General features: G+C 63.1%; 23 protein-coding genes. 12 read left to right on the forward strand and 11 right to left on the reverse strand.

What is annotated here, in order from left to right:
* Nucleotides 1–44 precede the first annotated feature (44 nt).
* Nucleotides 45–335 (forward strand): 4a-hydroxytetrahydrobiopterin dehydratase, encoded by a 291-nt coding sequence (locus BXE_RS21810; protein ID WP_007180056.1) that lies wholly within the window; start codon nt 45–47, stop codon nt 333–335.
* Between the two features lie 103 nt (nt 336–438).
* Here BXE_RS21810 and BXE_RS21815 read toward each other — a convergent pair whose 3' ends face one another.
* On the reverse strand, nt 439–663 hold the full coding sequence (locus BXE_RS21815; protein ID WP_011490316.1) for a DUF3717 domain-containing protein: 225 nt from the start codon (nt 661–663) through the stop codon (nt 439–441).
* A gap of 239 nt (nt 664–902) precedes the next feature.
* On the opposite strand from BXE_RS21815, the gene BXE_RS21820 reads away from it, so the two are divergent.
* Both BXE_RS21820 and BXE_RS21825 read left to right on the forward strand, forming a co-directional pair.
* The gene (locus BXE_RS21820; RefSeq protein WP_007180058.1) at nt 903–1,589 is read left to right on the forward strand and encodes a response regulator; all 687 of its coding nucleotides are present in this window, start codon (nt 903–905) and stop codon (nt 1,587–1,589) included.
* A 156-nt stretch (nt 1,590–1,745) separates the two neighbouring features.
* Entirely contained in the window at nt 1,746–3,248 is a 1,503-nt protein-coding gene (locus BXE_RS21825) for a sensor histidine kinase (protein WP_011490317.1), read from the forward strand.
* A gap of 66 nt (nt 3,249–3,314) precedes the next feature.
* Here the strand turns inward: BXE_RS21825 and BXE_RS21830 are convergent, their stop codons facing one another.
* From BXE_RS21830 to mnmC, 7 genes are all read right to left on the reverse strand, one after another.
* Entirely contained in the window at nt 3,315–3,839 is a 525-nt protein-coding gene (locus BXE_RS21830) for an SET domain-containing protein (protein ID WP_011490318.1), read from the reverse strand.
* A 217-nt stretch (nt 3,840–4,056) separates the two neighbouring features.
* Nucleotides 4,057–5,169: an NADH:flavin oxidoreductase/NADH oxidase gene (locus BXE_RS21835; protein ID WP_011490319.1), complete on the reverse strand. Its 1,113-nt coding sequence runs from the start codon at nt 5,167–5,169 to the stop codon at nt 4,057–4,059.
* A 73-nt stretch (nt 5,170–5,242) separates the two neighbouring features.
* Nucleotides 5,243–5,956, reverse strand: a complete 714-nt coding sequence (locus BXE_RS21840) for a glutamine amidotransferase (protein WP_011490320.1) — start codon at nt 5,954–5,956, stop codon at nt 5,243–5,245.
* Nucleotides 5,957–6,083: 127 nt separating this feature from the next.
* A complete protein-coding gene (locus BXE_RS21845; protein ID WP_011490321.1) occupies nt 6,084–6,722 on the reverse strand; it encodes a MarR family winged helix-turn-helix transcriptional regulator in 639 nt (212 codons plus the stop codon).
* Nucleotides 6,723–7,259: 537 nt separating this feature from the next.
* Nucleotides 7,260–8,375, reverse strand: coding sequence for a YbdK family carboxylate-amine ligase (locus BXE_RS21850; RefSeq protein ID WP_011490322.1), 1,116 nt, complete (start codon nt 8,373–8,375; stop codon nt 7,260–7,262).
* Between the two features lie 158 nt (nt 8,376–8,533).
* Nucleotides 8,534–9,739 (reverse strand): cation:proton antiporter, encoded by a 1,206-nt coding sequence (locus BXE_RS21855; protein ID WP_011490323.1) that lies wholly within the window; start codon nt 9,737–9,739, stop codon nt 8,534–8,536.
* Between the two features lie 850 nt (nt 9,740–10,589).
* Nucleotides 10,590–12,560, reverse strand: coding sequence for a bifunctional tRNA (5-methylaminomethyl-2-thiouridine)(34)-methyltransferase MnmD/FAD-dependent 5-carboxymethylaminomethyl-2-thiouridine(34) oxidoreductase MnmC (mnmC, locus tag BXE_RS21860; protein ID WP_011490324.1), 1,971 nt, complete (start codon nt 12,558–12,560; stop codon nt 10,590–10,592).
* A 492-nt stretch (nt 12,561–13,052) separates the two neighbouring features.
* On the opposite strand from mnmC, the gene BXE_RS21865 reads away from it, so the two are divergent.
* Nucleotides 13,053–13,331: an HU family DNA-binding protein gene (locus tag BXE_RS21865; protein ID WP_006050811.1), complete on the forward strand. Its 279-nt coding sequence runs from the start codon at nt 13,053–13,055 to the stop codon at nt 13,329–13,331.
* A gap of 130 nt (nt 13,332–13,461) precedes the next feature.
* Here the strand turns inward: BXE_RS21865 and BXE_RS21870 are convergent, their stop codons facing one another.
* Entirely contained in the window at nt 13,462–14,778 is a 1,317-nt protein-coding gene (locus BXE_RS21870; protein ID WP_011490325.1) for a GTP-binding protein, read from the reverse strand.
* Nucleotides 14,779–14,935: 157 nt separating this feature from the next.
* Entirely contained in the window at nt 14,936–15,382 is a 447-nt protein-coding gene (locus BXE_RS21875) for a lytic transglycosylase domain-containing protein (RefSeq protein WP_011490326.1), read from the reverse strand.
* A 515-nt stretch (nt 15,383–15,897) separates the two neighbouring features.
* On the opposite strand from BXE_RS21875, the gene gspD reads away from it, so the two are divergent.
* From gspD to gspF, 3 genes are read left to right on the forward strand one after another with little or no spacing between them, the layout of a single operon-like run.
* Nucleotides 15,898–18,270 (forward strand): type II secretion system secretin GspD, encoded by a 2,373-nt coding sequence (gene gspD, locus BXE_RS21880; protein ID WP_038457139.1) that lies wholly within the window; start codon nt 15,898–15,900, stop codon nt 18,268–18,270.
* Nucleotides 18,267–19,835 carry a type II secretion system ATPase GspE gene (gspE, locus tag BXE_RS21885; RefSeq protein WP_011490328.1) on the forward strand — a complete coding sequence of 523 codons (1,569 nt, stop codon included), beginning with the start codon at nt 18,267–18,269 and terminating at the stop codon, nt 19,833–19,835. Before gspD ends, gspE begins: the two co-directional genes overlap by 4 nt.
* A gap of 4 nt (nt 19,836–19,839) precedes the next feature.
* Nucleotides 19,840–21,057 carry a type II secretion system inner membrane protein GspF gene (gene gspF, locus BXE_RS21890; RefSeq protein WP_011490329.1) on the forward strand — a complete coding sequence of 406 codons (1,218 nt, stop codon included), beginning with the start codon at nt 19,840–19,842 and terminating at the stop codon, nt 21,055–21,057.
* A gap of 110 nt (nt 21,058–21,167) precedes the next feature.
* Here the strand turns inward: gspF and BXE_RS21895 are convergent, their stop codons facing one another.
* Nucleotides 21,168–21,581, reverse strand: coding sequence for a type II secretion system protein N (locus BXE_RS21895; RefSeq protein WP_035518470.1), 414 nt, complete (start codon nt 21,579–21,581; stop codon nt 21,168–21,170).
* 235 nt (nt 21,582–21,816) lie between these two features.
* Here BXE_RS21895 and gspG point away from each other — a divergent pair, with 235 nt between their 5' ends.
* The 5 genes from gspG (at nt 21,817) to gspK (ending at nt 25,779) form a co-directional block, all read left to right on the forward strand.
* On the forward strand, nt 21,817–22,281 hold the full coding sequence (gspG, locus tag BXE_RS21900) for a type II secretion system major pseudopilin GspG (protein ID WP_011490330.1): 465 nt from the start codon (nt 21,817–21,819) through the stop codon (nt 22,279–22,281).
* Between the two features lie 138 nt (nt 22,282–22,419).
* Complete coding sequence (locus BXE_RS21905; protein WP_095211914.1) at nt 22,420–22,959, forward strand: GspH/FimT family pseudopilin; 540 nt, start codon at nt 22,420–22,422, stop codon at nt 22,957–22,959.
* A gap of 1 nt (nt 22,960) precedes the next feature.
* Nucleotides 22,961–23,377 carry a type II secretion system minor pseudopilin GspI gene (gene gspI, locus BXE_RS21910; RefSeq protein ID WP_011490332.1) on the forward strand — a complete coding sequence of 139 codons (417 nt, stop codon included), beginning with the start codon at nt 22,961–22,963 and terminating at the stop codon, nt 23,375–23,377.
* Nucleotides 23,355–24,041 carry a PulJ/GspJ family protein gene (locus BXE_RS21915; RefSeq protein ID WP_038457136.1) on the forward strand — a complete coding sequence of 229 codons (687 nt, stop codon included), beginning with the start codon at nt 23,355–23,357 and terminating at the stop codon, nt 24,039–24,041. The genes gspI and BXE_RS21915 overlap by 23 nt, the downstream gene beginning before the upstream one ends.
* A gap of 439 nt (nt 24,042–24,480) precedes the next feature.
* Nucleotides 24,481–25,779 (forward strand): type II secretion system minor pseudopilin GspK, encoded by a 1,299-nt coding sequence (gene gspK / locus BXE_RS21920; protein ID WP_193352954.1) that lies wholly within the window; start codon nt 24,481–24,483, stop codon nt 25,777–25,779.
* The last annotated feature ends 21 nt before the right edge of the window (nt 25,780–25,800 follow it).

Consider the following 25,800-nt stretch of genomic DNA (forward strand, 5'->3'; position numbering starts at 1 on the left):
GCACGCCGGCCGGCGTGCCCGTTTAGATCCAGCGAGGTAGCACCATGATTCACAAACTGACTTCAGAAGAACGCGCCACCCAGATCGCCGCGCTGCATGGCTGGCAAGCCGCGACGGGCCGCGACGCGATCCAGCGCCAGTTCAAATTCGCCGACTTCAACGAGGCCTTCGGCTTCATGACGCGCGTCGCGATCAAGGCGCAGGAAATGGATCACCATCCGGAATGGTTCAACGTGTACGACAAGGTGGAAATCACGCTTTCCACCCATGAGGCCAATGGCGTAACCGAACGGGACATCAGACTGGCCGCGTTTATCGACAGTATTACGGCGTAATACAAACGGCCAGGTGCGATTCAGGCGTGTTTATGGCCGAACATTGAATAATCGGGCTGCGATGAAAGGACATTGCAGGTAATCCCTGTGCAAACCTTCAGTTCTACAGGCTATTCTTAAGGTGCACGTAAGATTGCCACGCAAGCTTCGCAATCCCGTCCAAACGATCCGGTGATAGCGTGTGCTGACGCTGTACAATCATCAGCGCATACGGCTTGGAGAGCGCGCTTGCCTCCTTGCACAGAACGAGTTCGTCGCCGCTCGAAGGTGAGCGGGCGCGCCAGAAGTTGATTGCGGCTTCCAGTTCGTGAATGCTTATCTCGGACATGACTTCGTGATCGCTCTCAAGAAAACGCCGGGCCTTCTCAGCGTTTTCCTGCCCTTGCGGGGGATTGGTGCGATGCGACAGGTCTGGGGCGCTAAGTACGCGCTTCGAGGCCGCTCGTTGCCTGCTTCGTGGCCGGCTCGCGTCAGTTCGGTACGGCCACGCCGCACGCTGCCTGTGCAGCAGGCGCCCCGGCGAACCGCTTGCCCAAACGCCTAACCCATTGTACTTGAGCGAAATCCATGCGACTCCTTCTGATCGAAGATGACCGCCCCATCGCACGCGGCATCCAAAGCAGTCTCGAACAAGCCGGCTTCACCGTCGACATGGTCCACGACGGCATTTTCGCCGAACAGGCCCTGACGCAAAATCGCCATGAACTGGTGATCCTCGATCTGGGCCTGCCCGGCATCGACGGCATGACGCTGCTCTCGCGCTTCCGTCAGAGCAATCGTCACACGCCGGTGATCATCCTCACCGCGCGCGACGAGCTGAACGACCGCGTGCAAGGCCTGAATTCCGGCGCCGACGACTACATGCTGAAGCCGTTCGAACCCACCGAACTCGAAGCGCGCATTCGCGCGGTGATGCGCCGCAGCGGTCCGCACGGCGACATGCCGCGTCCTGAAGTGTCGCTGGGCGGTGTGCGCCTGTCCGGCGTCGATCGCCGCATTTTCAACGACGACAAGCCGCTCGAACTCTCGCCGCGTGAATTCGCGGTGCTCGAAATGCTGCTGCTGCGTCATGGCCGCGTGGTCAGCAAGGCGCAACTGCAAGACCATCTGACGCATTTCGGCGGCGATCTCGGCGACACCGCGATCGAAGTCTACGTGCACCGGGTCCGTAAAAAACTGGAAAGCTGCCGTGTCGAGATCGTCACGGTGCGTGGCTTCGGTTATCTGTTGCAGGAAATCCGCCAGGCCGCATAATCGTCATGAAGGCCGCGAATCCCATCGCGGCCTGACGGCGCCGGGCCGGCGCCGCGCACTCGTTGCGCAAGTCGCCGGCATCCGGCGAAACTTTGTGGTGCTTGCGCCGTCGTCCTGCGGTGCTCGCGCCGCTGCCTTTTTCCCGCGCGTTCGATCATGCCCCAGCTGGCCGCCAATAGTCTGCGCCGCACGCTGCTGCGGCGCCTCGCCGCTCCCCTTTCGCTGCTCGCGCTGATGAGCGGCCTGATCGCTTACTGGCTGGCGTGGCAGTACACGCAGCACGTGGTCGACCGTTCGCTCGCCGATCTCGCCACCGCGATCTCCAAACAGATCCAGATTGCCGGCCCGAACGCCAAAGTCACCGTGCCGCCGCTCGCGCAAGCCATGTTCTCGGACCCGGTGGAGCACCTCGTCTACCGGATCAGCAATGGCGAAACCGAAATTGCCGGCGATCACAATCTTCCGCTGCAAGGCACGAGCGTGCGGCGCATGCATTACGCGTACGTCTTCGAAACGCAGCATCAGGGCGTGACGGTGCGCGTGGCGCAGGTGCGGGTCGATCAGCCGACCGGCAATCCGATCGTCGTCGAAGTTGGCCAGCCGGTGCACCACCGGTTTCGTATCGCCGCCGAATTTCTGGTCGCGATCATGATGCCGTTGCTGTTGCTGCTGCTGGCGGGTTGGGTGATCGTGTGGCGCGTGGTCAATCAGCAGCTCAATCCGCTGACCGATCTCGCGGACTCGCTGAACCGGCAAACCCACACGTCGCTCGAACCGGTCGATGAAACCTACGTACCGGTTGAAATCCGGCCGCTGACCGGCGCGCTGAACGCGCTGCTCGGACGTCTGAAAACGGCGCTCGACGGCCAGCGCAAATTTATCGCCGACGCCGCGCACCAGCTGCGCACCCCGCTCACCGCTGTCAAGCTGCATGCGGAACAGGCGGCCGTCGCGCGCGACCCGCAACAGACGCTGGCCGCGGTGCGTGAGCTACGCGCCGCAGCCGACCGCGCCGTGCGGCTGTCGAATCAACTGCTTTCGCTCGCGCGCGCCGAGCCGGGTGAACAGGCGGCCCGCTTCGTCAACGTCGACATGGCCGCGCTCGCGTTCGACACCGGCGCGGAATGGGTGCCGCGTGCGTTGACGTTCCACGTCGACCTCGGTTTCCAGCGTCTGGACGACCCGAGCAACGGCCATCCTTTGATGGCGCGCGGCAATCCCGTGCTGCTGCACGAAGTGATCGCCAATCTGCTGGATAACGCGCTCAAGTATGTGCCGCCGTCGCGCTTCGATGGTGGCCGCATTACGGTGACAGTGTCGCAAACGGTGATCGACGAGCTGCGCATGGCGGAGATCGTCGTTGAAGACAACGGGCCGGGCGTGCCGCGCAATCAGCAAGCCGATCTCTTCAAACGGTTTTTCCGCGGCGACGGCCAGACGGATGCGGGCGTGGATAGCGGCGCCGGTCTCGGCCTCGCTATCGTTCACGACATCATGGTGCTGCATCACGGCAGCGTGCATTACGAAGACGCACCGGAAGGCGGCGCACGTTTCATCGTGCGTATTCCGCTCGTATCGGTCAGTGTGCTGAGCGAGGTGGAAGCCGAACCACGCCGGCCGGTAAAAAAATCGGCGCACTCGGCGCCGATGGATATCTGACAGTTCAGATAATCGACAGGCTGCCTCGCGCGTTCGCCAACGCGAGCGACGCAGGCAGCCCGCGTCTCATTTCTTCTTCGCTTTCTTCACCGTTGTCCCGGCCTTCTTCGCCGACTTCCCGGACTTGCCCGCGCCCTTCTCCTTCTCCGGCGGCGCCAGCATCGTGCCGCGGCACTTGCGCGCGCCGCAACGGCATTCATATTCCTTCTTGAGCTTATTGGTTTGCCGCGCGTCGATCACGAGGCCGTAGTCGTAAAAGACTTCTTCGCCCTCGGCGATATCGCGCAACGCGTGCACATACACGTGACCGTCGATTTCTTCGGCTTCGCAGTTCGGCGCGCAGGAATGGTTGATCCAGCGCGCGCTATTGCCGTTCACTTTGCCGTCGATCACCTTGCCGCTGTCGAGTGCGAAATAGAACGTGTGATTCGGCTCCGCCGGATTGTGCGGATGACGGCGCAACGCTTCTTTCCAGGAGATCCGCTCGCCCTTGTATTCGATCAGCCGCTCGCCGGCCGCAATCGGTTCGACGGCGAACACGCCTTTGCCGTGCACACCCGAACGGCGCACGGCGATCCTGCGTGAACTCATTGAATGAATCCTTGTGAAAAACTTGGGGTGAAGATCGGCAGCCGTCGCAAATGCCCGCGTCTGACGCGCCGCTTTTTCTGACGCGCATAGCAAACGCGGCGCCTTGCGAGCGCCGCGTCGACCTGCGACGCTCATGCGCCACAACCGGCATCGTACACGCTCAAGACGGCTTCGTTCAACCGTCAAAAAGACGCGCGCGCAGCACGGGCCGCCAATTTCACCGTTGTCCGAACGAAATGTCGCCGAACAGTGCCTTTTGCTCGCGCGGTTGCGAGCGCCAGTATTGCGGCGGCGCTTCGACCGTCGCGCCAAGTTGCGCCGCGGCATGCCACGGCCAGCGCGGGTTGTACAGCAACGCGCGGGCCAGCGCGATCAGATCGGCTTCGCCGGCCTCGATCAGTTGCTCGGCGTGCAACGGGTCGGTGATCAGGCCCACGCCGATGGTGGTGAGGCCGGTGGCTTCTTTGACCGCCTTTGCGAACGGAATCTGATAACCCGGTTCAAGCGGAATCTTCTGCAATGGCGAGACGCCGCCGGACGATACGTCGATCCAGTCGCAGCCGCGCTTTTTCAACTCCTGCGCGAACGCGATCGTATCTGCGAGCGTCCAGCCGCCTTCCACCCAGTCGGTTGCCGACACACGTACGCCGACGGGTTTGTCGGCGGGAAATGCGGCACGCACGATGTCGAAGATCTCAAGCGGAAAGCGCATGCGGTTTTCGAGCGAGCCGCCGTATTCGTCGTCGCGTTGATTGGCGATCGGCGAGAGGAACTGATGCAGCAGATAGCCATGTGCCGCGTGCACCTCCAGTCCGTCGATGCCGAGCCGCGCGGCACGCCGCGCCGAAGCCGCGAATGCTTCGCGGATGCGCGCCAGCGCGGGTACGTCGAGCGCCAGGGGCGGCTCTTCACCGGCTTTGTGCGGCAACGCGGACGGTGCATGCGGCAGCCATCCGCCCTGCGATACTGGAATCAGCTGTCCGCCTTCCCAAGGCACATGGCTCGACGCCTTGCGCCCGGCGTGCGACAACTGCATCGTGACCTTGATGTGCGAATGCTTGCGGATAGCGGCGAGCACCGGTTCGAGCGCGGCTTCGGTGACGTCGTCCCACAGGCCGAGATCGCCGGGAGTGATACGTCCGTCCGGCTCGACCGCGGTTGCCTCGATGCACAGCATGCCCGCACCGGATAACGCCATGCTGCCGAGATGGATCATGTGCCACGCCGTTGCCTCGCCGCGATCCGCGGAATACTGGCACATGGGCGACACGACGATACGGTTGGGAAGCGTCACGCTGCGCAGCGTGAGCGGAGAAAAAAGCGCGCTCATGGATCAGGCCCAGTAAAAACCCAAGAGCGATCGAGCATAGCACCGCAAATGATTTACTGCAGGCACGCGCCTTTCAGGCTTTCGCCTCGACCTGATCGAGCCATTCACCGAACATCCGGCGCGCGGCGGCTTCGAGCGCGGGACCGAATTGCGCGGTCTCGGCCCGCAACCGGCGCGCGTCGATACCGTGGCCGGCAAGCTCACCGGCGTTGCCGATCAGCCAGGGTTCGAAGCGGTCGGTGCGGATCTCCGGATGGCACTGCAGACCGAGCACATGGCCGCCCCAGGCGAACGCCTGGTTTTCGCATGCCGGCGTCGACGCGAGACGCGTGGCATTGTCAGGCAGATCGAAGGTGTCGCCATGCCAGTGCAGCATGGAGGTCTGCGCGCCGTCCAGATGGCGCACCGGCGAAGCGCGGCCGGCGTCGGTCAGCGTGAGCGGCGTCCAACCGAGTTCGGTGCGGCCGGCGGGATAGACGCGGGCACCGAGCGCGCGTGCGATCAACTGGGCGCCAAGGCAGATGCCGAGTGTCGGCAAACCAGCCGCGATACGCTTCTCGATCATGGACAGTAGCGGCACGAGCGTCGGGTAAAGCGCGTCGTCGGTTGCGCTGATCGGGCCGCCCAACACCACCATCAACGAGGCGGCAACGGGGTTCGGCGCCTCGATGCGGGCAAAGCCGACGTCGAGATAGCGGACCGGACGCCCGCGCTCGCCGAGCACCAGCTCAAGACTGCCCAGATCCTCGAAGTGCACGTGGCGAATGGCCAGAACTTCGTGATTCATCGGCCTGTCCCACCTTCAGGTTGACTAAAGACTTGCCGCCACGCGGCACCGGCCGGCTGACAGGCGGCATGTGCCGTCCGCCGGAACCGGCCCGGCAGTGTAGCGGATTGTCCCGGAAGAAACCGCCTTATTGGGCGAAGATCTTCCAGGTCTTCTTCTGGGTGGCAACGTCGGCCGTCTCATACACCGAGCAATCCAGGCGCAGATCCGTATCCGACATCTTCAGATCGAGCAACGCGCAATGATGCGGCGTCTTCTTCGGGTTCCTGCTCGGCTCGAAGTGCGTGCAGCTCAGACACATGCGATGCGGCGGAATCGTGCCTTGCGCTTCCAGCTGGTGAACGGTCTTGAGCAGCGTGCGATAGAACACGGCCTGTTCCTCGTCACGCAGCGTGCCGACCGCCTTGGCCAGAAAGTCCGGCCACTGTGCAGCGCGCTTCGCAGCCGTGCGGCCGCGTGCCGTCAGGCGGACCGCGAGGGCGCGGCCGTCGTCGAGGGCACGGCGCTTTTCGACCAGTCCCTTGGTCTCGAGCGTGCTGACTGCGTCGCTGGTCGTCGCGGCGGTGAGCGCCGTTTCACGCGCAATTTCGCCGAGACGCATCGGGCCTTTGCGCTGCATCAACAAAACCAGAATTTCGCCCTGAGTCGGTGTCAGGCCAGCGCCTTCCGCCCATTCCCAAGCCTGGCTCCGCATTGCCGTGCTCAATCGCAATAGGCTGTGGGTCACCCGCCCGGTCGCCTGTTCTCCGTATACGCCTTCGCTCATAATCTTCGATTGGTTTATTTACAGCTTTCGTACGATGCCGGCGAACCGTTCACCGACCGCGCCCGTAGCCTGTGTGGGGTAGCCTCGCCCAACTGCGGACAAGACGGTTTTCAACTATCTCAAAAATTTACCGCCTTGCAAGGCAAAGCAGCGAAAACGACATTCTATGCGAGAGCGGCGAATCGTACAGCTAACTTATCCAAAGCAGGCTGTGGATAACCACGGGAAAACGCCGGGACAGCTTGTGTGCCGATTCTTGATAAGCGTCGAGGCCGGCCTCACCGCCCCGAAGTTGTCCTCGTATACCGGCCTCGACGCACCCACGACCAGCCCGGTTATGGTTTACGCAGCGCATTGACTTTGCAGGGAATTATTCAGTTGTCCACAGGCCGGGGCAATGCTTGTTAACTACTACTACGTCTGTATACGTCAACTTTATAAAAACCTTGGACACGCCGAGCTGGAATTTAATTTATTGAAAAAAACCCGCTCGAGGCGGGTTTTCTTACGATTTGCCGCGAACAATCCTGTTTCCGGCTAGGCGCGCCACTCCAGACATTGTTGCCTGACGGCTTCGTGCAAGGACTTTTCCCGTTCGACGACGCCGCGCAGCCACGTCGCGTCATTGACCTGACTGCGTGCAATCGCACCGATTTCGGCCAGCGCATTGCCCGAACCCAACGCTTCGGCGTGCGGAGCGATCCGGTCGAGCGTTTCGAGAATGTCTTCGGAAATCGTCTTGCGTTCGCCCGTTTGCGGATTGATGCAGGTGCCGGCGAGACCAAAGCGGCATGCTTCGAAACGATTGAAGGTGTAGACGAGGTAGTCGTCTTCCTTCGGCGAGATAGGCTTGTCGAGCAGCAGATGCCGGGCAAGCGTCTGGATGTAGCAGGCAATCGCCGCCGCGCGATCCACCGACAGCGGCGTGTCCATCACGCGCACTTCGATCGTGCCGAAACCGGGCTTCGGCCGGATGTCCCAGTAAAAATCCTTCATGCTGTTGACCACGCCGGTGTGGACCATCTTCGAGAAATATTCCTCGAAACTGTCCCACGTCAACACGAATGGCGCCCGGCCCGACAACGGAAACGCGAACACGGAATTCAGTCGTGCCGAATGAAAGCCGGTATCGACACCCTGCACGAACGGCGACGAGGCGGACAACGCGATGAAGTGCGGAATGAAGCGCGACATGGAATGCAGCAGATAGAGCGCGCTGTTCGGATCTGGACAGCCGATATGCACGTGCTGGCCGAACACCGTGAATTGCTTGGCGAGATAGCCGTACAACTCGGAGAGGTACTGAAAGCGCGGCGTATCGACGATCTGCCGCTCGCTCCATTGCTGGAACGCATGCGTGCCGCCGCCGCACAGGCCGACGTTCAGGTGATCCGCCGCGGAAACCAGCGTATCGCGAATCTTGCGCAAGTCGGCGACGGCCTGCTCATGCGTCGTGCAGATGCCGGTCGACAGCTCGATCATGCTTTCGGTGATTTCCGGCGTGATGTTGCCGGGGATCTTTTCGTCCTTGATGAGGCGCAGCAGATCCGAGCCGGCTTTGGTCAGATCATAGTCGTGCGTGTTGACGATCTGCATCTCGAGTTCGACACCGAATGTGAACGGTTTCGAATCGATGAAGGGTTCGAGTGACATGGCGTCCCCTAGGTCAGTTCGGCCGGATGCGGGTCCGTGTGCGGGCCACATGCCCGGCCGTTTTTGAATCGGATACAGGTTGATAAAGCGTCTTGAGTATCGGGCTTCGAGCCTCTGGCCTCAGGCAATGCACTGCGCTGACCGGCCCGAGCCTACGCTTACTCTTCGCGCCGTTCGGCCACCATCGCGAGACTGCGATAGACGAGCCACGGCCCGAGAATCTGCAGCACGAAAATCGAACACATCACGATGGCCCGCAGTTGCGGATCGAAGTTCGGATACAGGTTGTAGGTATCGTCGACCAGCAGATACGCGAGCGCCGACATTGGCGATAACGACAAACCGAGCGCTATGCCCTGCTTCCAGTTCAAACCGCTTGGCCTCGCGAACGCCAGCACGCCGACCAGTTTCGCAACGAGGCGCGCAACAATCAGACCCAGCGCGGCGACACCGCCTAGCGCGATGTCTTTCCATTCGAACGAAGTCAGCGTCAGCACGAACAGAATCACGGTCAACAACCAGCCTGCGGTGCCGAAATGCTGCGGCCACAATTGCGGACGCGCTTCATGATTCTTCACGATGATGCCGGCGGCGAGCAGCGCCAGAATGGTCGACAGCTTGAACAGATGCGCCACCGCGATGGCCAGCAGCACCAGCCCGAACAGCGCGACAAACGAATGCTCGTCCTGCATGTTCAAACGCCGATAAAAGAACGTGCAGGTACGCGCGAGCAGGTACGCAAGCACGAGCGAGCCGACCAGCAGATAAAGCGGCTGCAAGATGGTTGCGAATACGTTGCCGTAGACCTCCTGGTGCAGCCAGCTCGACACGAGCTTTTCGATCACCACCGCATACATGCTGTTCAGCGCCGTCAAGGTCAGCAAACGCTGCGTGACCTGGCCTTCCGCGCGCAATTCGGTTTTGAGCTGAATCACCATCGCCGGCGAAGTCGCCATCGCGATTGCGGCGAGCACGGTCGCCACCATCAGCGGCACGTTCAGAAACAGCAAAACCGGCAAAACCAGCGCGAATGTCAGCGTGGCTTCGGCCACGCTCGACAGAATCAGCCACGGATTGCGACGGATCCAGCGCAAATCGAGCCGGCTACCGAGTTCGAACAGCAGCAAACCGAGCGCGACGTCGAGCAAGGGCCGCGCGGCGCTCGCGGAATCCGCATCGATTACACCCGAACCAGCCGCGCCGGCAACGAGGCCAATGACCGCATACCCGGAAATGCGCGGCAAACGCCACGCGCGATAGCAAAGCTCACCGCACAGACCTGCTGCGAGCAATGCGAGACCAGCCCAAAAAATGGCGTCGGGTGAAAGCGGCCAGGCTGGAAAAAATGAAAACGCCGAATTCATCGTAATGGGTTCTCCTTTGCAGCAACGGCAGACGACACGAACCGGCGCAAACACCGGCGAGCGGGTGGACGCACGAAGCGCTCACTGTCGCGATCGCTTCGCATGGCCAGCGTTGCGAGTTTTCAACGATCGGATGATCTGAATGCGCCGCGGCCGCAGAGAGCCTGACGCATTCGGGTGTGGCCGTAGCAACCGGCACGGTGAAAGAACGCCGTCGACTTTGAATCAGATTCTGATTGAGCGGCACCGTTCCGTTTGCTGCGTGTGCCGCTGTAGAGGCAAGACACGACGCGGAAAAGAACGGCGATTGTGCCATAGCTTTTTCAGCCTCGATCGAAAAGACACGAACATGCTGGCAAAACGGTAAAAACGTACGTTATCTCGTCGGCATGAGGAAAAAGCGACCGTTTTAGGCCTGAAATCGACCGCGTGCGCGGCTAGTCTGAAGATGGCAGATGTGTTTTTCGGGACATGGCAGAGGGAAGTTTTTGCGCGGATAGCGGGGCGCGAGCTATGCCGATGAGCGCCATTCCAGCCACGGCCTTTCTGTTTACAGGTTTACCGTATGTATACGTAGTAACAGTTAACAAGGTGCCTCGGTTTCTGTGGATAACTCCTGTTTACCGAAACGAATCATCGGTTTGCCGGCCGCATAACCGGATGCACAGCATGTGCGGGAGCGGCGGGTATACAAGAGGAACTTTTTGCGATTTCCGGCGGCGGCGGAGTTACCCCGTTTACGTCCACAACGGTTCCACATGAGTTGCGCGGGTAAACGGCGCGGTTATCCACAAGTGTCGGTGGATAACCGGGTCAGGCAAGGATGCCCGGCGGCCCGCGTTAACACGTGTCAACTCACCGTCCCCTGGCGCAATGCCCGCAACAGGAAGCGCGCGGGATCGATGTCTTCAGCCAGATCCCGTTCGAGCGGCCACGGTTCGCCTTCCAGTTGCGAGGCGATCAGTTCCGCGCCGAGCGCAGCCCACACCAGGCCACGCGAACCGTAGGCAAACGCGCCGTACAGGCCGTCTGTGCGCGGCAGATCGAGCGGCCATGCGCCGCGCAGACGCTGGGCGTCGCGCGCTGCCACGGTTTCGTCGGCGAGCTGGCCGATCATCGGCATGCGGTCGCTGGTGACGCAACGGAACGCGACACGTCCAGCCAACGCCGCCGGATCGGCGCGATCGACGATGCCCGCAAACGCCGGCAACATCTGCGCGACGCGCGCCAGGTTTTCCAGATGGCCATCCGTGCGAAGCGAGGTGTCGGGGTCGTCGAGTTCATAGGTGGCGCCGGTCAGCGTGGCGCCGTTGGCAAGCGGTACGGCGTAGCCTTCGCCGATCACCGGCAACTCGAGCGGCGGCCGCACCGTGCCGGCCGGCAATAACGTGAGCTGGCCGCGAATGCTGCGAGTCGGCGCGTATTGCAAACCGGCGATGCGCGCGGCATCGTGAGCACTCGCAACGATCACCACCGGCGCACGCGCGACAACCTGACCCGCGGTGTCGAAGACGATCCACTGACCACCCGCCCGCTCGATCCGCGCGACGTCCACCCCGAAGCGGCGTTCGAGCAACGGACCTGCCGCGGCGCACTGCGCGGCGCAGAGCGATGCAGGATCGATCCAGCCGCCGTACGGAAAGAACCAGCCGCCGTGCGCGAGCGGCATGCCGGCCAGCCGTTGAGCTTCGTCTGCCGGGACGGAGGTCACGTACTCCGATGGATAGCTTGCCGCGGCGATCGCCTGGCTGATCGACAAGGCTTCCTCGTCATCCGCGGCAATCTGCAACAGGCCCTTGCTGCCGCGCGATGGTCCGTAGCCGAGCCGTTCGAGCGCGGCCCAATGCCTGAGCGAATACAGGAAACCGGTCCGCGTGACGCGCGAGGCGACGCTGTCGTCACGGGAAATCATGGGATGGAACACGCCGGCCGGATTGCCGGACGCTTCCTGAGCAACGGCTGCATGCCGTTCGAGCGACGTGACGCGCCAGCCGCGCGCGGCCAGCCGCTCGATCACCGCGCAGCCGGCGAGGCCCGTGCCGATCACCACGGCATGCCGTTCGTCGACCACGAGCGGCGCGGGTGGCTCATGACGGCGCACGCGCCAGCGCGGCGCGAAGCGGCCGACCAGCATCGCGCGTTTCCAGCCGAAGCCGTCCACCTTGCGGTATTCAAAACCACACTGCGTCAACGCGCGCTTGATGTCGCCGGCACTGCTGTAGGTGGCGAACGTGGCACCCTCGCCGGCCAGCCGCGCGAGCGCCTTGAAGATCGCGGAAGTCCAGAGTTCGGGATTCCTGGCCGGCGCGAAGCCGTCGAGGTAGAACGCATCGGCGCGCAGCCTCAAGGCCGGCACGCTGTCCTGCGCGTCGGCAAAAACGAGCGTGAGTACGACGCGCCCTTCCTCGAATTCAAGCCGATGCGTGCCGGGGACGAGCATCGGCCAGGCATCCGCGAGCGCTTGCGCCAAGGCTGCGATCTCCGGATCGGAAATCGTCGCCGCATACACTTTGCGTAAATCGTCGACGGTAAACGGATGCTTCTCAGTCGAGACGAAATGGAGCCGCTCGCAGCGTGAGGAATCGGCGCGCCACGCGGCCCAGGTCACCAGAAAGTTGATGCCCATGCCGAAGCCGGTTTCGACTACCGTGAAAACGCGACGCTCCTGCCACCGCTCGGGCAGCGCATTGCCGCGCAGGAAAACGTAGTGAGCCTGTTCGAGACCGCCCACGGCGCTGTGATAGATGTCGTCGTAGAGCGGCGAAAAAGGCGTGCCGTTGGCGCGAAAAGCGAGGACGGCGGGGATCAGCGGATCAGTCATGCACGAGGGAAAATAAGGCTCGGAAAAATGCCCCCGGAACCTGTCGCCTGGCGCCAAGGCCTCCAAGGGTGTGAGAAAACTTGAGGCGGCCCGGCGTTTTTTCCCGCGCAGGTGAACATTACCGCCCGCGCCTCGCTCGCCGGACGGCGAAAATGACCCGCCGAACGTTGGCAAAAACCAACGCCAGGCCCCGTCCGTACTGGGTTTGAGCCCTCGGTTGGAGGTCGCCGGGAGCAAAAACGGCGGTTTCGTTGCAATATCCGCCGCGCAACCGCGTAATTCTTCGAAACCCTTGTCCTGATTGGGTTTGCGCTGCGCTATCATAGCAAGCGCCGCGAAGGGAGCGGCAGCACGGCCGGCGGACGGTTATCTGTCCGGCGCTATTGGTCCGGAGGGGATCCGGAGCCGGAGCTGCTCGACGGCGCGGCCCGCGCACGTATAATCGGCGCGTTCGCGCTGTTCGTGTCAACCTAAACTCAGAAAGGAACCTTAATGAACAAACAGGAACTGATCGACGCCGTCGCAGGACAGACGGGCGCCAGCAAGGCTCAAACCGGTGAAACGCTGGACACGTTGCTTGAAGTGATCAAGAAGTCTGTGTCGAAGGGTGACGCGGTCCAGTTGATCGGCTTCGGCAGCTTCGGTTCGGGCAAGCGGGCAGCACGTACGGGGCGTAACCCCAAGACCGGCGAAACTATCAAGATCCCGGCCGCCAAGACCGTCAAATTCACGGCTGGTAAGGCGTTCAAAGACGCAGTCAACAAGCGCTAAGCAGACTACTGCCAGGCAGTTGACACCCGCCAACGGCGGGTTTTTTTTGGCCTGCGCGTTCGCGCTGCGCAGTGGGCAAGGGATAGCGGCGGCGAGCGTCGCGGCTATCCCGGCGGCAGGCAAAGGCCGTTCAGTCGTGGCGATGCACGATCTCGCCGTGGCCGTGACCATCGTGATCATGGTCATGATGGTCGTGGTCGTGATCATCTTCGTCGAAGTCCCAGGCCGGGAACGGATCGGCGAACTTCGCCCATGCTTGCGGTCCCTGTGCGTATTCCTCATCGGTCAACAGGCAGGCGTCGAACTTCGCGGTCCACACGGCCGGGTCGATGCCGATACCGATCATGACCAGTTCCTGGCGACGGTCGCCAATGCTCAGATCGTCCGGGTCGCCGTACCAGTCCGCGGCGATTTCGGCGGCCAGCTCGTCGTCGCCGTCGGGCCATTCGCTGCGATCCTGAGCGGCCCACCACATGCCCGCCGGGCCGTGCCGGCAAGCCCCGCCCGCCTGCGAGAGCGAACCGGCGATATCGTTACGCGTGGCCAGCCAGAAGAAGCCTTTGCTGCGCAGAACGCCCTTCCACTCCTGATGCAGCAGCGCCCACAGGCGTTCCGGGTGAAACGGCCGGCGCGCCCGGTAAATGAAATTGCCGATGCCGAATTCGTCCGCCTCGCCGTGATGGGCGTGACCGTGCTCGTGGCCGTGCTCATGATTGAGCGACGCCAGCCAGCCCGGCGCGCTCGATGCCTCGTCGAAATCGAAGCGGCCGGTGTTCAGCACCTGCGCGAGCGGCACCTCGCCGAAACGGGCGACCACCTGCACGGCGCGCGGGTTGATCCGGCCGAGAATGCGCTGCAGGCGCGTGAGTTCATCTGCGCCGACCAGGTCGGCCTTGTTCACCACCAGCACGTCGCAGAACTCGATCTGTTCGATCAGCAACTCCACGAGCGTGCGGTCGTCTTCTTCGCTCGCCGCGATGCCGCGCTCGGCGAGCGCGTCGGCCGAACCATAGTCGCGCAGGAAGTTGAATGCATCGACCACGGTCACCATCGTATCGAGTCGCGCGACGTCGGACAGCGACGCACCTTCGTCGTCGACGAAGGTGAAGGTTTCGGCGATCGGCATGGGTTCGGCCACGCCGGTCGACTCGATCAGGATCGCGTCGAAGCGCTGCTGGGCCGCGAGACGCTTGATCTCGACCCGCAAATCGTCACGCAACGTGCAGCAGATGCAGCCGTTCGACAACTCGACGAGTTGCTCCTCGATGTGAGAAAGCGCGGCTGCGTCGCGCACGAGCGTTGCGTCGATATTGACGGCGGCCAGATCGTTGACGATCACGGCCACGCGCAAACCGGCGCGATTCGCGAGAATGTGATTCAGGAGCGTGGTCTTGCCGGCGCCCAGAAAACCGGAGAGCACGGTGACGGGCAATAGCGGCTGGTTCATCGCAGTACGGAAAAGCTAGTGGATTGGAAGGCGTGCCGGGCTTGGGGCCGCATGACTGCGTGACCCGAATGATGTTCGGGGCGCGACGGCAGCACGAAGCCGCATTGTGCATCAAAACGGGCCGTGGCCGCGCAATGGGCCAGACCAACCGGCCGGATCAGCGCGCTGCCGGCATCAGATTCCACTTGCGCAGGATCGCGACGATCTGCTGCGCGTACTTGTCCCGCAGTGCCGGGGTTTCGGAATGATATGCGCCGATGGCCTGCCAGGTGTTGCCGTACTTGTTCATCTGGCGGCGCAGATGCCATGCCGCGATATAGACGTTCTTGCACGGCTCCATGAGCGTGCCTTGCGAGATGCCGTACTGGGCGAGCGTGGGCAGATGGACGGAATTGATCTGCATGACGCCGTAGTCGATCGAGCCGTTGGCGTTCTTATGTTGCGCATCGGGCCGATTATGTGACTCCTGCCACGCAATTGCGCGCAGAATCAGGGGGTTGACCTTCTGATACCTCGCGGCTTCGTCAAAGCAGTCGGCGCGTGCCGACCCTGCTGCGATCAGCACGGCAAGTCCTGCGGCCACGGTAACGAAGGGATGTTTCATCGGTCAAGACCACTAAGTAATGCGCAAGAGTAAGGTTCGGTAAGGGATCGCGTCGGCCATACTTCAGCCGCTGACGGCCGCCGGGCCACGCTGGCGGGGCATTTGTCGGACATCGGGGAAAACCCGCGCCGGCAACCCGCAACCAGGGACTCGATCGGCTCGTATCATACCGGCAGGCAGACCTCCGTCAAGTTGGCTAACCGACATAAGCACGCAGAAAATGCTGCATTTTCTTGCGCATCACAGAACATCTCATTAGCTTTCAGTTACTTGACAAAGAGGGGCGATCTTTAGAGGAATCGCACGGCGCAGTTTGTTTTGTGACAAATCCGACATGAAAAACTGTTACTGTTCATTTTTTTCGGACATCGGGCGGTGGGCAGCGGGGGCGATGATCGTCCGCGAGGCCGGCCTGCAGATCGACAGGGCGGCGGCCTGCTCCCATGTCCGCACTGCATGACCGTCGGCGGCTACGGCTGTCGGCATCAATACCCTATTCCATGAGAAGAAATCGTATGGCTTTGCGTCGCGTCGCAACGGCGCTGCTGGTGGCTGGCTTGATCACCGCGCAGACAGCACAGGCACAGGTGACACTCAACTTCGTCAACGCCGACATCGATCAGGTAGCCAAGGCGATCGGCGCGGCAACCGGCAAAACGATCATCGTCGACCCGCGCGTGAAGGGTCAGTTGAATCTCGTGTCGGAAAATGCGGTGCCTGAAGATCAGGCGCTGAAGACCTTGCAGTCCGCACTGCGCATGCAGGGCTTCGCGCTGGTGCAGGATCACGGCGTGCTGAAAGTCGTGCCCGAGGCCGATGCCAAGCTGCAAGGCGTGCCGACCTATGTCGGCAACACGCCTACCGCGCGTGGCGACCAGGTGGTCACGCAGGTGTTCGTGCTGAAGAACGAGTCGGCCAACAATCTGCTGCCGGTGCTGCGCCCGCTGATCTCGCCGAACAATACCGTGGCGGCCTACCCTGCCAACAACACCATCGTAGTCACCGACTACGCCGACAACGTGCGGCGCATTGCGCAGATCATCGCGGGGGTGGATACGGCGGCGGGCCAGTCGGTGTCAGTGGTGCAGCTGAAGAACGCGAATGCGATCGACATCGCCACGCAACTCTCCAAGATGCTCGATCCGGGCTCGATCGGCAGCACCGACGCGACGCTGAAGGTTTCGATCACAGCCGATCCGCGCACCAACTCGCTGCTGATCCGCGCTTCCAACGGCGCGCGCCTCGCGGCGGCGAAGCAACTGGCGAAGGAACTCGATACGCCCACCACGATGCCCGGCAACATCCACGTGGTGCCGCTGCGTAACGCGGACGCGACGAGACTCGCCAAAACCTTGCGTGGTATGTTCGGCAAAGGCGGCGATACGGGCTCGTCGGCGAGTTCGAACGACGCCAATTCGTTCAACCAGAATGGCGGCGGCGGTGGGTTGGGCGGCAACAATTCGACGGGCACGTCGGGTACGCCGCCGTTGCCTTCGGGTGGTCTGGGCAGCAGTTCGATGGCGTCGCCGATGGGCGGCGGCGGTGGCTACGGCGCGGGCGGCGGTTCCAATTCCGGCGGCCTGCTAGGCAACGACAAGGACAAGGGCGACGACAATCAGGCGGGCGGCATGATCCAGGCGGATGCCGCGACCAACTCGCTGATCGTCACGGCGGCCGAGCCGGTGTACCGCAACCTGCGGGCGGTGATCGACCAGCTCGACGCACGGCGCGCGCAGGTCTATCTCGAGGCGTTGATCGTCGAGTTGAACTCGAACACGAGCGGCAACCTCGGTATTCAGTGGCAGGTCGCGAACAATTCGATTTTCGCCGGCACCAATCTGCAGACCGGCAGCAGCAACAGCATCGTCAATCTGACGGCGGGCGCCATCGCGGCCGGGGCAGCCGGTGCGGCCACCGGTGGTCTCGCTAGCGCGATCGGCACCCAGGGTCTCCAGCAGGGCCTCAATATCGGCTGGATTCACAACATTTTCGGTGTGCAGGGACTCGGTGCGCTGCTGCAGGCGCTGTCGCAGACCGCCGACGCGAACGTGCTGTCCACGCCTAACCTGATTACGCTCGACAACGAGGAAGCCAAGATCGTCGTCGGTACCAACGTGCCGATCCAGACGGGCTCGTATTCGAACCTCACGAGCTCGACCGCGACCTCGGCGTTCAATACGTACGATCGCGTGGACGTGGGCCTGACGCTGCACGTCAAGCCGCAGATCACCGACGGCGGCATTCTCAAGCTGCAGCTCTACACGGAAGACTCGGCGATCGTGACCGGCACGACCAACGCCACCACCAACCCGGCGGGCCCGGAATTCACCAAGCGTTCGATCCAGTCGACAGTGCTCGCCGATAACGGCGAGATCATCGTGCTGGGCGGCCTGATGCAGGACAACTACCAGGTCAGCAACAGCAAGGTGCCGTTGCTCGGCGACATTCCGTGGATCGGCCAGCTGTTCCGCTCGGAACAGAAGACCCGCAACAAGACCAATCTGATGGTGTTCCTGCGCCCGGTGATCATCAGCGATCGCGGTACCGCTCAGGCTGTGACGTCGAATCGTTATGACTACATTCAGGGCGTACAGGGTGCGTACAGGCAGGACAACAACCTGATCAAGGACAATGACGATCCGGTGGTTCCTCCCATGCCGCTCGGCCCGAGCCAGGGTGCTTCGCCCGAGATGAACCTGTTCGATCTCGACAAGATGCGCCGTCAGCAATTGGCGCCGCCGCCGGCTAACGGCGGTGCGGTCACGAACGGCGCCGCGGCCACTACCGGCACTCCCCTGCAGAGCAGCCCTGCCACCGTCGGGCCTGCCGTGCAGACCAGCCCGATTACTGTGTCGCCGTCCACCGCGTCGCCCGGAGTGCGACCGTGAGTACGCCGTCCACGCCGCCGTCAGCGTCCGCGTCGCCGGCCGCAACGCGAACCGGTGCCGCGGCACAAGGCGCGGCGATTCCGTTCGCGGGTGCGACGGAGCATGTTGGGCGCGAGGCGCCTTCGGCGATCGCCGCGCGGCTCGTGCCCTACGGCTTTGCGCGCGCCGGCCAGATTCTGGTCGCGCATCAGCATGCGGACAGTCTCGAAGTCTGGATCAGCGAACGCACGAGCGACGCCGCGCTTTCCGAAGTGGCGCGCAACTTCGGCGCCGTGTCGATCGTCCGTCTGCCCGCCGACGAACTCGCACAGGCGATCAACCAGGCGTACGCGCGCCAGGACGGCAGTGCTGCGCAAGTGGTTGGCGAAGTGGAAGGCGAAGTCGATCTCTCGCGGCTCATGCAGGACATTCCTGAAGTGGAAGATCTGCTGGAGTCGGAAGACGACGCGCCGATCATCCGCATGATCAACGCGTTGCTCACGCAAGCGGCGCGCGAGCAGGCGTCGGATATTCATATCGAGCCGTTCGAGACTTCTTCCGTGGTGCGCTTTCGCGTGGACGGCACGCTGCGCGACGTGGTGCGCCCGAAGAAAGCGCTGCACGGCGCGCTGATCTCGCGGATCAAGATCATGGCGCAACTCGACATTGCCGAAAAGCGTTTGCCGCAGGACGGCCGCATCACGCTGCGCGTGGGCGGCCGCCCGGTCGACGTCCGCGTCTCGACGCTGCCGACCGGCCACGGCGAACGCGCGGTGCTGCGTCTGCTGGAGAAGGACGCGTCGCGCCTGAATCTCGAAGCGCTCGGCATGGCGTCCGACACGCTCGTCAAGTTCGACAAGCTGATCGGCCGGCCGCACGGCATCGTGCTGGTGACCGGCCCGACCGGTTCGGGTAAAACGACCACGCTGTATGCGGCGATGTCGCGGCTCGAAACGGCGACCACGAACATCATGACGGTCGAAGACCCGATCGAATACGACCTGTCCGGCATCGGCCAGACGCAGGTCAACGAGCGGATCGGCATGACCTTCGCGCGGGCGCTGCGCTCGATTCTGCGGCAGGATCCGGACGTCATCATGATCGGTGAAATCCGCGACCTGGAGACCGCGCAGATCGCGGTGCAGGCTTCGCTGACGGGTCACCTCGTGCTCGCCACGCTGCATACCAACGACGCGGCCTCCGCCGTGACACGTCTGACCGACATGGGCGTGGAGCCGTATCTGCTGGCCTCGTCGCTGCTCGGCGTGCTGGCGCAGCGGCTCGTGCGGCGGCTGTGTCCGGTGTGCCGCGAAGAGCGCGTTGAAGAAGACGGCAGCGTGCGCTGGCATCCGGTCGGTTGCGAGCGCTGCGGGCACTCTGGTTATGCGGGACGTCGCGGCGTCTACGAACTGCTGCTGATCGACGACCACATCCGCACGCTGGTTCACCGCAACGCGGCCGATGCGGAAATCCTCGCGGCCGGCCGCGAGCAAGGCATGCGTACGCTGCGCGAGGATGCGGATCGCTGGCTCGCCTCCGGGCTGACGTCGCTCGAAGAAGTGATCCGCGTGACGGGCGGAGCATAAGCGCATGCCGGCATTTCGTTTCGAAGCGATCGACGCGGCGGGCAAGGCGCAAAAAGGCGTGCTCGACGCGGACAGCGCGCGCGGCGCGCGGACCAATCTGCGTTCGCAGGGACTGACGCCGCTCATTGTCGAACCGGCGGCTACGCGCACGCGCGGCGAGCGCAATCAGCGTCTGTCGCTGGGGCGGCGTTTGTCGCAACGCGAGCAGGCGATCCTGACGCGCCAGCTCGCCAGCCTGCTGATCGCGGGCCTGCCGCTTGACGAAGCGCTCTCGGTGCTGACCGAGCAATCGGAGCGCGACTACATTCGCGAACTGATGGCGTCGATCCGCGCGGAAGTGCTCGGCGGCCATTCGCTCGCCAATGCGCTGACGCAGCATCCGAAAGACTTTCCCGAGATCTACCGCGCGCTGGTCGCGGCCGGCGAACATACCGGCAAGCTCGGTCTGGTGCTGTCGCGGCTCGCCGACTATATCGAGCAACGCAACGCGCTGAAGCAGAAGATCGTGCTTGCGTTCACGTATCCGGCGATCGTCACGCTCATCGCCTTCGGCATCGTCACGTTTCTGTTGAGCTATGTGGTGCCGCAGGTGGTGAACGTGTTCGCCAGTACCAAGCAGCAACTGCCCTTCCTCACCATCATGATGATGGCGCTGTCCGGGTTCGTGCGGAACTGGTGGTGGGCGATGCTGATCGGCGTGGTCGTGCTGGTGTATCTGGTGCGCTCGATTCTGAAGCAGCCCGGCCCGCGCCTCGCTTTCGACCGCTGGCTGCTCACTGCCCCGCTGCTCGGCAAACTCGTACGCGGCTACAACACCGTGCGCTTTGCGAGCACGCTCGGCATTCTGACCGCGGCGGGCGTGCCGATTCTGCGCGCGCTGCAAGCCGCCGCCGAAACGCTCAGCAATAACGCCATGCGCGAGAACATCGACGACGCCATCGTGCGCGTTCGCGAGGGCACGTCGTTGTCGCGCGCGCTCGGCAATACGAAGACGTTTCCGCCCGTGCTGGTCCACCTGATCCGTTCGGGCGAAGCGACCGGCGACGTGACCACGATGCTCGACCGCGCGGCCGACGGCGAAGCGCGCGAGCTGGAGCGTCGCACGATGTTCCTGACGAGTCTGCTGGAGCCGTTGCTGATTCTGGCGATGGGTGGCGTGGTGCTGGTGATCGTGCTGGCGGTGATGCTGCCGATCATCGAATTGAACAACCTGGTGCAGTAAGGCCGGGAAAGAAAACTGGATTGCGCGTGACCGGCGTCGCGTGTCGGTGCGGCGAGCGCGCAATCAGTCGGAGCGAAGCTGCTGTTCGGCGCCTGGCCCGGCGCCTTGTTTCAGCGCACGTAGATCGTGGGACCGGCGGGGTTGGCGGGCAGGAACACTTCGGAGTGCGCGCCATTGCGGTCGATGATGATCGAGCGGGCACGGACCTCGGAGAGTTTGGCGCCTTGCATCAGCGCGCTGCCGAGCGACACCGCATGCGGTGGTTCGCCGCCGACGCTGACGATAGCCGCGGCGCCTTCCCGCAACGCGAGGATGCCGAACAGCCGCACGTCCTGGTTGGCGCTGCGCGTGAGCTGGCCGCCGAACAGCGTGGCGGCCTGGTCGGTCGAGACCTGCGCATGCGCGGCAGCCGCGGGCAACGGCGCACCGGACATCGTGCTGAGCGTGATGACCCAATAGGTCAGCGTCGCGCAGAACACGGCGAACAGCGCGAGCGACAGAAGGCGGATTTGGATGGCGTTCATGCGCATCATTGTACGGACTATTGTGAAAATTGCGTTGGGTTGAAGCGCTTCTCTAGCCCGGTGCTTCGAGCCAGTTCCCCGGGAGGGCGAGCAAACCCGGAGCGGGCCGGCGGTTTCTGACGACCCTTCAACTCCATGACATTAAAATGACCGGCCGGGCGTGTTCAATGGCACCTGATTGCGGAATGTGAATCCCGCCCAGTCGAAAATTTCATCTGAAAAGAGGTAGCAAGCTATGCAACTGTCGAGCACTCGCCGTCATGAAATCGCGGGGCCCCGTGGCCGCCGTCAGCGCGGTTTCACACTGATCGAAATCATGGTCGTGATCGCGATTCTGGGCATTCTGGCCGCGTTGATCGTGCCGAAGATCATGAGCCGTCCCGATGAAGCGCGGCGTGTGGCCGCCAAGCAGGACATCGGCACGGTCATGCAGGCGCTCAAGCTCTATCGTCTCGACAACGGCCGTTATCCGACCCAGGAGCAGGGCTTGCGCGCGCTGATCGAAAAGCCGAGCACGGACCCGGTGCCGAACAACTGGAAAGACGGCGGTTATCTGGAACGTCTGCCGAACGATCCGTGGGGCAACGCGTATCAGTATCTGAATCCGGGCGTGCACGGCGAGATCGACGTGTTCAGTTACGGCGCGGACGGCAAGGCGGGCGGCGAAGGCAACGATGCCGACGTCGGCTCGTGGCAGTAGGCCATCAATGATTCTCCTGCGCGCGGCAGCCTGCACCGCGCGCGTTCCTCGATGCAGCGTGGTTCGATTTTGAGTTGATCGTTCGTGGCCGGCACTATGCGATTGTCCGCTTGCAAGTCCCGTGTGGACACGCCGTGTATGGCTTCGTTGCCGCGCGCGGCGTGTGCCGGCGCGCGTCGTCATGGGGTGCGCCGCTCACGTGATGCGAGCGCGCACGGCGGCCGCAAACGCGCGGCGGGTTTCACGCTGCTGGAAATGCTGGTGGTGCTGGTGATTGCGGGCCTGCTGGTGTCCCTGACCGCGCTGACGATCACGCGCAATCCGCGCACCGACCTCAACGAGGAAGCGCAGCGTCTCGCGTTGTTGTTCGAGTCGGCCGGCGACGAAGCACAGGTGCGCGCGCGGCCGATCGCCTGGCAACCGGTCGAAGGCGGCTTCCGTTTCGATCTGCGTACCGAAGACGGCTGGCGTCCGCTGCGTGACGATCTGCTCGGGCCGCGTCGCTGGGAAGGTGGCGTGACGGGAGTGAGCATCAACTATCCCGGTTCGGATACGCAACCCAGCCGGATCGTATTCGGTACCGAGGCGATCGACGTGCCGGTGCAGATCACGCTGTTTTCGGCAACCGGGAGCGCGACGATCGTCGGCACCGGCAATGGCCGCTACGAGGTGCATTGAGATGCGTCGTTGCAGGAGCATGGCGGCTCGCGAAACGGTTCATGGCGCGCAGCGCGGTTTTACGATGATCGAAGTGCTGGTCGCGCTGGCGATCATCGCGGTGGCGCTGGCGGCATCGTTGCGCGCGGTGGGCAGTCTCGCGAGTGGCGAGGCCGATCTGCATCGCCGGTTGCTGGCGGGCTGGAGCGCGGACAACACGCTGGCGCAATTGCATCTCGCGCATGCGTGGCCGAACGTGGGTTCGACGAGCTTCGACTGTTCGCAGGGCAATTTGCAGTTGATCTGTACCGAGCATGTGACGGCAACGCCGAATCCGGTGTTTCGTCGTGTGGAAGTGATGGTGACGATGCCGGGCGGGTCCGGCAATCTGGCCCAGATGGTGACGGTGGTGGCGAATGAAAACAACCGTTCGCTCTGAGCGCCGCCGCCCATTCGGCGCTAGGGGCGCGCGCGGATTCACGCTGATCGAATTGCTCGTGGCGATTGCGATTCTGGCGGTGATTGCCGTGCTGTCGTGGCGCGGACTCGACCAGATCATTCGCGGCCGGCAGACCATCACGAACGCGATGGAAGACGAGCGCGTGTTCGCGCAGCTGTTCGACCAGATGCGGATCGACGCGCGCCAGGCCGCATCGGACGACGAGTCCGGGCAGGCGGCCGTGTCGGTATCCGCCAGCGTGTTGCAGATCGTGCGGCAGATCAACTTGCCGGGTGCGGCGCCGCGTTTGCAGGTGGTGCGGTATCGGGTATCCGGTGGGCGGGTGATTCGGTATGCTTCGCCGCCGTTGGGGAATATGGGCGAGTTGCGGCGGGCGCTGCGCGGTGGTGAAGGAGAAGGATGGAGTAGCGTGCCCCTGATGGGTGGGGTCGGGGCGATTTCGGCGCAGGTGTATGTGCCGAAGGTGGGTTGGACTACGCAGATGAGCGATGTGCAGAGTGCGATTACGGAGGCGGACAATAATCTCAAAGTACCCCAGTTGGGGAGTGCGCCGCTGCCGCGTTCGGTGACGGGGTTGCAGGTGAGTGTTGGGGCGACTTCTTTGGCTCGGCCTGTTACGCGGGTTTTTCTCGTCGGAGAGTGAAATGATGGGTTTTGTTTTGTCTCCGTCTGGGTGGGGGGGTGTTGGCCTTTCCTTGTGTTCTTTGTGGTTTATTAGGGTTGCCCCTGTGCGGGGCGGCACTCACTTTCTTTGCCGCCGCAAAGAAAGTAAGCAAAGAAAGCGGCTTCACACCGCCAGCGTACAAGCGGGTCCCCCGCGCAGCCACGGTAGTGGCGCGATAAACGAACGATCCCTCGCTCAGCTCACTTCAGTGACCAGGCAGTCATCCGTTCCGGCGGCGCTGCGCGCGCCGAGCGGTACACACGAAAACCACCGGCGTCTTGCCGCGCGTCGCAATACCTCAGACCATCGCAGACCGGCGTCTCGCCGAGGCGAAGCCGGCGGCACCCGCGAGGCAAGGAGTCCCCAATGGTGTTCGAGGGATGCCGTTCCGGCGAGCACGCAGTGCGAGGCGGGAGGTATGACGGCTTTGTCACTGGCGGCGAGTGTGCGAGGAGACCGATTCCAGATGTGCCACTACCGTGACTGTGCGGGGGCCCCGCTTAGCATTGGCGGTGTAAAGCGGCTTTCTTTGCCTACTTTCTTTGCCGCGGCAAAGAAAGTAGGTGCCGCCCCGCACAGGGGCAACCCTAATAAACCACAAAGAACACAAGGAAAGGCCAACACCCCCCGAATCCAGACAACCCAAAAAACCCGGAAAACCGAGAAAGGCGTAGCAATCATCAGCGCCCTACTAGTAGTCGCCCTATCAGCAATCCTCGTCTCCGGCATGCTCTGGCGCCAACAAGTCCAGATCCGCCGAATCGAAAACCAACGCCTCCTATCCCAAGCCCAATGGGTCGCCCGCGGCGCCCTCGACTGGACGCGCCTGATTCTCCGCTCGGAGGGCGACACCTCAGCCGGCATCACCTACCTGGGCGGCCTATGGGGCGTCCCCATCGCCAAAACCCGGTTATCCGATTTCCTCGGCCAGATCGGCGAAGTGAGAGCCGAACAAGGCGCGGCAACCTATCTATCGGGTTCAATCGAAGACGCCCAGGCGAAATTCAACCTCCGCAATCTGGTCGACAGCCCGGCACCCGGCGTTATGCAACTGGACATGAACCAGGTCGGCGCCTACCAGCGCCTGCTCGTTTCGCTCGGCCTGAACAGCCAGTTGGCAAAAACCACGGCAGTCCAGGTCCGCGCGAGCCTCGCGCAATCGGCAACCCGTTTCCAGACCGTCACGTCGACCAACGGCACGACCGCGGCCCCGCAGGTTCAAGGCGGCGCCACCGGCGGCAGCTTCACCGACAAACCCGGCATCGAGGACAGCAACGACAGCGCGGCGAACGCGCCGCTGCAATTGATCAACATCGACTCGCTGCTCGACATTCCGGGCTACACGCCCGAAATGGTCGCGCGCCTGCGGCCGTTCGTCACCGTGCTGCCGACCGTCTCGGCGGTCAACGTCAATACGGCCTCCGCCGAAGTGATCGCCGCAGTCGTGCCGGGAATGAGCGTGTCGGCGGCGCAAGCGTTCGTCGCGCGGCGGCAGACCGTGTTTTTCCGGAACGCCGGCGACGTGCAGCTCGCGCTGCAAGCCGCCGGCGTGCAATCGATCTCGATCGACCCGAGCGAACTCGACGTCAACTCGAATTACTTTCTGATCCACGGCCGCGTGCAGCACGAACGCGCCGAGGTGGACCGCACGACCCTCGTCTATCGCGACGCATTGACTCACACTACGCGTATCGTGCGAGTAGAAGACCAACTATGAATAACGCCTTTCCCAGAGAGA

The organism is Paraburkholderia xenovorans LB400, assembly GCF_000013645.1.
GTDB lineage: Bacteria > Pseudomonadota > Gammaproteobacteria > Burkholderiales > Burkholderiaceae > Paraburkholderia > Paraburkholderia xenovorans.